General features: G+C 72.0%; 5 protein-coding genes. 1 reads left to right on the top strand and 4 read right to left on the bottom strand.

Features of this window, described 5'->3' with window-relative positions:
• Positions 1-193: 193 nt before the first annotated feature.
• From ACFWVE_RS03455 to ACFWVE_RS03440, 4 genes are all read right to left on the bottom strand, one after another.
• Positions 194-388, bottom strand: a complete 195-nt coding sequence (locus tag ACFWVE_RS03455) for a ferredoxin (protein WP_384007770.1) — start codon at positions 386-388, stop codon at positions 194-196.
• Between the two features lie 89 nt (positions 389-477).
• A complete protein-coding gene (locus ACFWVE_RS03450) occupies positions 478-1,659 on the bottom strand; it encodes a cytochrome P450 (RefSeq protein ID WP_384007768.1) in 1,182 nt (393 codons plus the stop codon).
• Positions 1,660-1,727: 68 nt separating this feature from the next.
• Positions 1,728-2,786, bottom strand: a complete 1,059-nt coding sequence (locus ACFWVE_RS03445; RefSeq protein ID WP_384007766.1) for a DegT/DnrJ/EryC1/StrS family aminotransferase — start codon at positions 2,784-2,786, stop codon at positions 1,728-1,730.
• Between the two features lie 59 nt (positions 2,787-2,845).
• On the bottom strand, positions 2,846-4,222 hold the full coding sequence (locus ACFWVE_RS03440) for a glycosyltransferase (RefSeq protein ID WP_384007765.1): 1,377 nt from the start codon (positions 4,220-4,222) through the stop codon (positions 2,846-2,848).
• Positions 4,223-4,563: 341 nt separating this feature from the next.
• On the opposite strand from ACFWVE_RS03440, the gene ACFWVE_RS03435 reads away from it, so the two are divergent.
• Positions 4,564-7,452 (top strand): ATP-binding protein, encoded by a 2,889-nt coding sequence (locus tag ACFWVE_RS03435; protein ID WP_384007763.1) that lies wholly within the window; start codon positions 4,564-4,566, stop codon positions 7,450-7,452.
• The last annotated feature ends 35 nt before the right edge of the window (positions 7,453-7,487 follow it).

Genomic DNA, 7,487 nt, shown 5'->3' with positions numbered 1-7,487 from the left:
CTGTCCGGGCCCTCTGACCTCGGACATCCCGCCGGAAGACCCATGACCGGACCGGCCCCGGGGGCCCGTCCCGTCACGGAAGTGCTCCCCTCCGCCACGGCCGCTCGCGTGCCCGCCGCGCCGCGGCGGGCAGACGCCGCGCGGCCCGGGGACGCCGCGGCCCGCCGGACCGCACGTCCCCGCCCGGGGACGGTCAGTCCTCATGGACGGTGATCGAGCCGGACGGGCACAGGTCGCCCGCGGCACGGATTCCGTCCGCTTCCGCCTCGCCGGGCTCCTTCACCAGCAGGGTGACGATCCCGTCCTCGTCCTGGTCGAAGACCTCCGGCGCGTTCAGCGCGCACTGGCCCGCTCCGACGCACCGCTCGCTGTCGACGGTGACGCGCATGCTCGTTGCTCCTTGTGGGGGTGGGTACTCGGGCGGCGATGGGACCGGGTGCCGCCGGGACCGTCCGGCGGCACCCGGGTGCCGGTGGCCTACCAGCGCACCGGCAGCTCGTGGAGTCCGAACAGAATGCCGTCGTACTTGAAGGCCAGTTCGTCCAGCGGGACGGCCAGCTCCAGCGTCGGGATGCGTTCGAACAGCTTGCGGTAGGCGATCTCCATCTCGACCCGGACCAGGTTCTGGCCGAGGCACTGGTGGACGCCGTAGCCGAACGCCACATGCCGGCGCTCGGAGCGGTCCGGGTCGAAGGCGTGCGGACAGCCGAACACCTCGGTGTCGTGGTTGGCGGCCGCGAGCAGCGGGACGATGCCCTCACCCTTGCGGATGAGCTGCCCGGCGATCTCCACGTCGTCGACGGCGACCCGCAGCGCCACCATGTCGGCCACCGAGTGCAGCCGCAGCAGCTCCTCCACCAGCCGCTCGTTGCCGATCCACTGCGGGTTCGTCAGCAGGGTGACCACACCGAGGCCGATGTTGTTGGCGGTGGTCTCGTGGCCCGCGATCAGCAGGAGCAGCAGCACGCCCGACAGTTCGACGCTGGTGAGCTGACCGGTGGCCAGCAGCCGGCTGATCAGGTCGTCGCCGGGCCACTTCTCCTTGATGGCGATCAACCGGTTGATGTAGCGCAGCAGTTCCCGGGTCGCGGTGGCCCGCTGCTCGTCGGTGGAGGTGCGGATGGCGACCAGGGTGCGGGTGCGGGACTCGAAGAAATCGCGGTCCGCCGGCGGCACCCCGAGCAGCGAGGAGATCACCAGGGACGGCACCGGCAGCGCGAAGTCGCTGATGAGGTCGGCGTGGTCGCCTGCGGCGAGCATCGCGTCGATGCGCTCGTCCACGGTGCGTTCGATCGCCGGACGCAGCTCGCGCACGCGCCGCACGGTGAACTCGGGGATGAGAACCTTGCGGAACCGGTCGTGCTCGGGGGAGTCCAGGCCGACGAACCAGCCCGGGATCTGGTCCTGCTTGGGCACGCCCATCGTCTCACCGACGTTGGGGAAGCCCTCGTTGTCCGGGTTGGCGCTGATCTTCGGGTGGGTGAGCACCGCGCGCACGTCCTCGTGCCGGGTCACCAGCCAGATCGGCACCCCGTTCGGCAGGTGGGACAGCACCAGACCGTTCTGCTCGCGGTGGCTCGCGTACTGGGACAGGGGCAGCGGTTCCTCCGGAGTGCGCCGGGGGAAGCCGACCACCGTGGGGCCGGTGCTGGTCGTCATGTCCGTTCCTTCTTCCTCTTCCTGAGGTTTCCAGGGGGTCTGCGTGTTCCCGCGGTGCGTCCCGGCGGTCAGCCCGCTGAGTAGAACTCCCGCACGGCACCGGTCACGTACTCCTGGTCGGCTGCGGTCAGTCCCGTGTGGGTGGGCAGGTACAGACCGTCCTCGCTGAAGCGGTGCGCGTTCAGCGACGGCCACACCGGGTCGAGGTAGCCGGGCTGCCGGCTCATGGGTTTGAAGAACAGCCGGGTCTCGACGCCGCGGTCCGCCAGGTGCACCCGGAGTTCCTCGCGGCGCTCGGCACGGATGTCGTACATCCACAGCACGTCCCGCGGCGGCATCAGCGTGATCCCGGGCACGTCCTTGAGCGCCGTGTCGTAACGGGCCTCGATCGCCCGGCGGGCGGACAGGATCTCGTCCAGCCGCTCCACCTGGGCCAGCGCCACGGCCGCCTGCATGGCCGTCATACGGAAGTTGTAGGCGAGCTTCTTGTGCAGGAAACTGTGGTCGCGGGTGAACGCCATGGCCCGCAGGTGCGCGAGCTGTTCGGCCAGTCGCGGGTCGTCGGTGAGACAGACACCGCCCTCGCCCGCGGTAATGATCTTGTTGGCGAAGAGCGAGAAGCACGCGATGTCCCCGACCGGCCGCACACCGTGCGCCTCCGCCGAGTCCTCGACCACCCGCAGGTTGTACTGGTGCGCGAGGTCCATCACCGCATCCATGTCGCAGCGGCGCCCGTAGATGTGGACCGGCATCAGCGCCTTGGTGCGCGGGGTGATCTTCTCCTCGATCAGGGCGACGTCGATGTTCAGGTCGTCCCCGCAGTCCACGAAGACGGGCGTCGCACCGGTGTACGTCACCGCCCACGCGGAAGCCACCATGGTGAACTCCGGCACGATCACCTCGTCGCCGGGACCGATGCCCAGCGCGCGCAGCGCCAGGGTCAGCGCCGCTGTGCCGGACGAACAGGCGACGCCGTGCGCCACGCCGTTCCACCGGGCGAACGCCTCCTCGAAGCGCCGCACGTAAGGGCCCTGCGAGGAGATCCAGCCGCCGGTGACGGCGTCGGTGACGTACTCCAGTTCGCGCCCCTCGAGAGCGGGCCGGGAGACGGGGTGGGTGAAAGACATGCGTCCTCGCTGCGACGGTGCGTGCGGTGGCTGAAAGGGAGGGGACGGCCGGTTCGGCGTCATGGCTTGGGCAGCAGGCCCAGGATCAGGTCGGCTGCCGCCTTGCGCCCCCCGGCCGCCTTCTGGAGCGCGCCCAGCCGCTCCGCCCGCTCGCGGAAGGACGGGTCCGCGACGACCCGGGTGAGCTTGTCGACGACGTCGTCCGGGTCGACGGTCTGCGGCCGGTCCAGGGTCAGGCTGATGCCGAAGTCGCGTCCGCGCACCGCCTGGTCGAAGCAGTCCACCCACAGCGGCCGCACGACCTGCGGCTTCCCGAAGTAGACGCCCTCGTGATAGGCGTTGCCGCCGCCGTGCGAGAAGAACACCGACACCTTCGGGTGGGCCAGCACGTCCAGTTGGGACGGCACCCAGCCCTCCACCCGCAGATTCCCCGGCAGTGAGCCGGCCGGCGGCAGCAGGTGCTGCTGCTCCTTCGGCAGCTTCCACAGGAACTGGTGGCGGTCCGACATCCGGCGTGCCACCTCCACCAGCGCGGCGACCTCCTCGCGGGTCAGGCGGGTGATGGTGCCGAAGCCCATGTAGACCACGGACGACTGCCGGTCCAGCCAGCCGCTCACGTCCTCGTCGGCCGGTGACTCCGGCAGCGGCGGCAGCAGGGCGCCCACCAGCCGGACCTTCTCCGGCACGTCGAAGGGATAGTCCAGTTCCGCAATGGAGGAGCACAGCACCATCTCGGCCGCGTCCACGCGGGTCAGGGCGTTGGGCGGGGCGATGCCCAGTTCCTTGCGGATGGCGGCGTCCTCCTTGAGCACCCTGCCCATCGCGGGGTGCAGGAACATGCCCAGCGTGCGCCACTTGAACAGGGTGTTCGCCAGCTTCTGCCGAGCCGTCATCTCCAGCGGCAGACCGGAGTTGGGGACCGGGAAGTTCTTCGGGGTGTAGGACGCGCCGAAGGGGTTGTGCGAGGTCAGCACGTTGCTCGCGACGAAGGGCACGGACAGCACGTACGGGATCCGGTGCGCGAGCGCCAGGTCCACGCCGAAGCCGCTCACGCAGTCGACCACCATCAGGGACGGCCGCACCCGCTCGACCACCTTCTCCAGAGCGCGGTACTTGCGAGCCTGGAGCGCCGGCCTGTACGACTGCCGGACCACGGCGCGGTGCGCCTTGAACCGGGAGGACTGGGTGACCTCCCGGTACACGGTGTCGTCCCAGGTCACCGCCGACAGTTCGGACACCACCCCGCCCAGCGAGGCGAACGACACCGCGGAATCGGCGGCCAGTGCCGCCACGTCCTCGCGGCGGTGCTCGTCGGTGGCGAACCACAGGTCGGGCACACCGCGCCGGGCCAGTTCCCCGGCCAGCACCAGCAACGGGTTGAGCAGGCCGCTCTCGGGGAGACCGACGAAGAGGATCGGCCGTGCGGCGGAGTCCATGAGGGCCCTTTCACGAGATGACTGCCGAGGTCGCCGCCCGCCCGCACGGGCACGACCGGCAGGCAGGCAGGATGGAGTTGTCCGTGTGCGGCCTGTCGGCCGGGGCCCGGTTCGGGCGGCGCCGACCGCACCCCACCTTGGTCTCACGGGCGGAACCGGGAAATCCTTAGACTTCCCGTCGCAGGCCGGACGGACGCCGGGCACGGGACCCCGCTGTACTCGCGTCAAGAAAACCGGCGTTCACTGTACGGTGGGGCGCGCCGAGAGCTCCGCAGCGCCGGGAACAAGGGCTGCCCACGGGAGCGCCGACCCTGGCCTCAGCACGACGCAAGGGAGACCACGTGACGAACCGGGAACGGGCCATCGGCCCGTCCCTCCCCCTGGTCGGCCGCGAGGCCCACCTGAGGACGCTTGCCGCCAGGGCCGCCGCCGCCCGTGCCGGACAGCCACAAATGGTCGTCCTCGACGGGCCGGCGGGGATCGGCAAGACCTCCCTGCTGCGGGCCGCCCTCGACGACGGCGGGCCCTGCGACGGCGCGACCGCGCTGTACGGAGCCTGCCGCGCGACCGACTCCGGAAGCGGCTACAGCGGTGTGCGCGCTCTGTTCGGACCGCTCAACCTCACCGCACGCCGAGGCCGCGCCTCGTCCCTGCTCGGCGGGAGCGCCCGCCACGCCCTGCCCGCCCTCGCCCCCGACCTCGTCGACGCGGACACCGCATCCGGTGCCACCTTCCCCGCCCTGAACGGCCTGTACTGGCTGGCCGCCAACCTCATGGCGGAGCGCCCCCTGGTGCTGGCTCTCGACGACGCCCACTGGTGCGACGAACGATCCCTGCGCTGGCTGGACTTCCTGCTGCGCCGCGCCGATGGAATGCCGCTGCTCGTGGTGCTCGCCCAGCGCACCGGGTCCGGCCGGACGGCCGGGCCCGCCCTGACCGACCTGGTGGCCCACCACCGGCCCGTGCCGCTGCCCCTGACCGCACTGCCGGCCTGCGACGTCGAGGCCCTCGTCCGCCGGGCCTTCCCCGGTGCCCCGCCGCAGCCCTCCTTCGTCGACACGCTCACCGCCGTCACCGGTGGCAACCCCCTCGAACTCCAGCGGCTCCTGCACAGGCTGCGTGCCGCCGGGGTGGCCCCCGACGACACGGGCGCCCGGCGCATCACCGAGATCGGGGGGCGGGTCATCGCCTCTTCCGTGCGCGAGGTCCTGGGCAGCCAGCCGGACCGTGTGCGCGAGGTCGCCCGCGCCCTCGCCGTGCTCGGCCCGGAACGGACCGAGCACCTCGCGGCCCTCGCGGGGGTCTCCGTCGTGCAGGCCGAGGAAGCTGTGGAGGTCCTGTGCCGGGCCGCGCTCGTCCGGCCCGGCCGGACCGAGCCGGCGCACGACATGGTGCGTGCGGCGATCCTCTCCACGGTCGGCTCCGCAGCCCTCGCCGGTCTGCGCACCCGGGCCGCCCAACTGCTCAGCGACGTCGGGCGGTCCCCCGAGCAGATCGCCGGCCAACTACTGCTCCTGCCGCGAGCCGACCAGCCGTGGATGACCTCCGTCCTCCTCGACGCCGCCACGCAGGCGGAACAACGGGGGGCTCCCGAGGCCGCCGCACGCTACCTCGAGCGCGTGATGGCGACCGGGCCGGACACGCCGGAGGTCCGGATACGCCTCGCCAAAGTCCTGTCGGAGACGGACCCGTCCCGCTCCCTGACACTGCTGCACGAGGCACTGACCCGCACGGACGACGTCCGCACCCGGGCTACGGCGGCCGTTCAGTTCGGACTGACCTGCCTCAGCGTTCAGAGGTCGCCCGACGGCTCCCGCGTGCTGACCGAGGCCCTGGACGCCCTGCGCGCCGAACTCGGCCCCGAGCCCGAACCCGCCGACCGTGAACTCCTCACCATGGTCGAATCCACCCTGCTGATCGTCGGCGCGGACGAGAAGAGCACCCTTCCGGCGGTGCGTGAACTTGCCGCTCGGCTGACCCCACCGCCGGGCGACACGCCCGCCCAGCGCCAGCAACTCGCCATGCTCACCGTGCTCACCGCGATGGACGGCCGTTCCGCCGCCCAGTCGGTCCGGCAGGCCCGGCGTGCCCTGCGCTTCCCGGACGCACCGCTCGGCGCCTGGTCCCTGCTGCCCGCCTCCCTCGTGCTGTCCCTGGCCGACGAGACCGACGAGGCGCTGGACGCGCTGGACGCCGTACTGCGCGACAGCCGGCGGGCCGCGGGGGTGTGGACGTGCGGCCTCGCGCTCTCCACGCGTGCGTTCGTCCATCTGGACCGGGGCGACATCACCCAGGCCGCGGCAGACGCCCAGACGGCTCTCGACCTTCTCGAGGAGGACCGGGGCGAGGGCGCCACCATGCCGCAGACCGCCTGTGCCCTTGCCCTCACCGAGCGCGGTGAGCCGGCCAGGGCCGAGGCGGTACTCGACACCATCAAGCGTCCGCGCATCGAGCGCTTCGCGTGGGAGTACCACTGGTACCTCATGGCACGGGCACGGGCGCGGTGGGCCCGCGGTGACTCGGAGAGCGCTCTCATCCTGTTGCGCAGCTGCGGAGACTCCCTCGCCGAGGCGGGACACGCCAATCCGGTCCTGGCTCCCTGGTGGCTGGACGCCGCCTGTCTGCTGGCCGACGCCGGCCGCATCGACGAGGCCCGGGAGGCGGCCGACCACGGTGCAGGGCCGGCCGAACGCTGGGGAACCTCTCGCGCCCTGGGCTACGCCGCCCTCGCCAGTGGCGTCGCCACGCCCGGTCCGGAAGGAATCACTCGGCTGCGGGAGGCGGTCCGCCGGCTGTCGGCGTCACCGGCCCGCGTCGACCACGCCCGCGCGCTGCTGCTGTTGGGGCGGGCCCTGCTGGCCGACGGCGCGCCGCGCGAGGCACGCGAACACCTGCGGGACGCGGTCGCGATCGCCCACCGCTGCGGCGGCGTGGCCCTCGCCCGGCGGGCCCGTGAGGAACTGGTCGGGGCCGGCGGAAGGATGCGGGGGGTCCCGGTGTCACCCCTGGACATGCTGACCGGCACGGAACGCACGGTGGCCACGCTGGTCGCCTCGGGAGTGAGCAACCGGGAGGCCGCGGAGTCCCTGTTCGTAACGGTACGCACCGTGGAACTCCACCTCACGAGCGTCTACCGAAAGCTCGGGATCACCCGCCGCGCCGATCTCGCGGGCGTCCTGCGCGAGGACACCCCGGCCGCTCCCGGCTCCCGATCCGATGCGACTCGGTGAGGGCCATGCGGGTACAAGGCCATCAGGAGAACATC

The sequence above is a fragment of the Streptomyces sp. NPDC058632 genome (assembly GCF_042717095.1).
Classification (GTDB): Bacteria; Actinomycetota; Actinomycetes; order Streptomycetales; family Streptomycetaceae; genus Streptomyces.
Note: the sequence above shows the minus strand (reverse complement) of the source record. Positions and strands in the feature narration are given on the sequence as shown.

Excerpts from the sequence above, each read along its gene's own strand:
- ACFWVE_RS03440 (WP_384007765.1), bottom strand. The coding sequence starts at position 4,222 with ATGGACTCCGCCGCACGGCCGATCCTCTTCGTCGGTCTCCCCGAGAGC.
- ACFWVE_RS03445 (WP_384007766.1), bottom strand. The coding sequence starts at position 2,786 with ATGTCTTTCACCCACCCCGTCTCCCGGCCCGCTCTCGAGGGGCGCGAA.
- ACFWVE_RS03450 (WP_384007768.1), bottom strand. The coding sequence starts at position 1,659 with ATGACGACCAGCACCGGCCCCACGGTGGTCGGCTTCCCCCGGCGCACT.
- ACFWVE_RS03455 (WP_384007770.1), bottom strand. The coding sequence starts at position 388 with ATGCGCGTCACCGTCGACAGCGAGCGGTGCGTCGGAGCGGGCCAGTGC.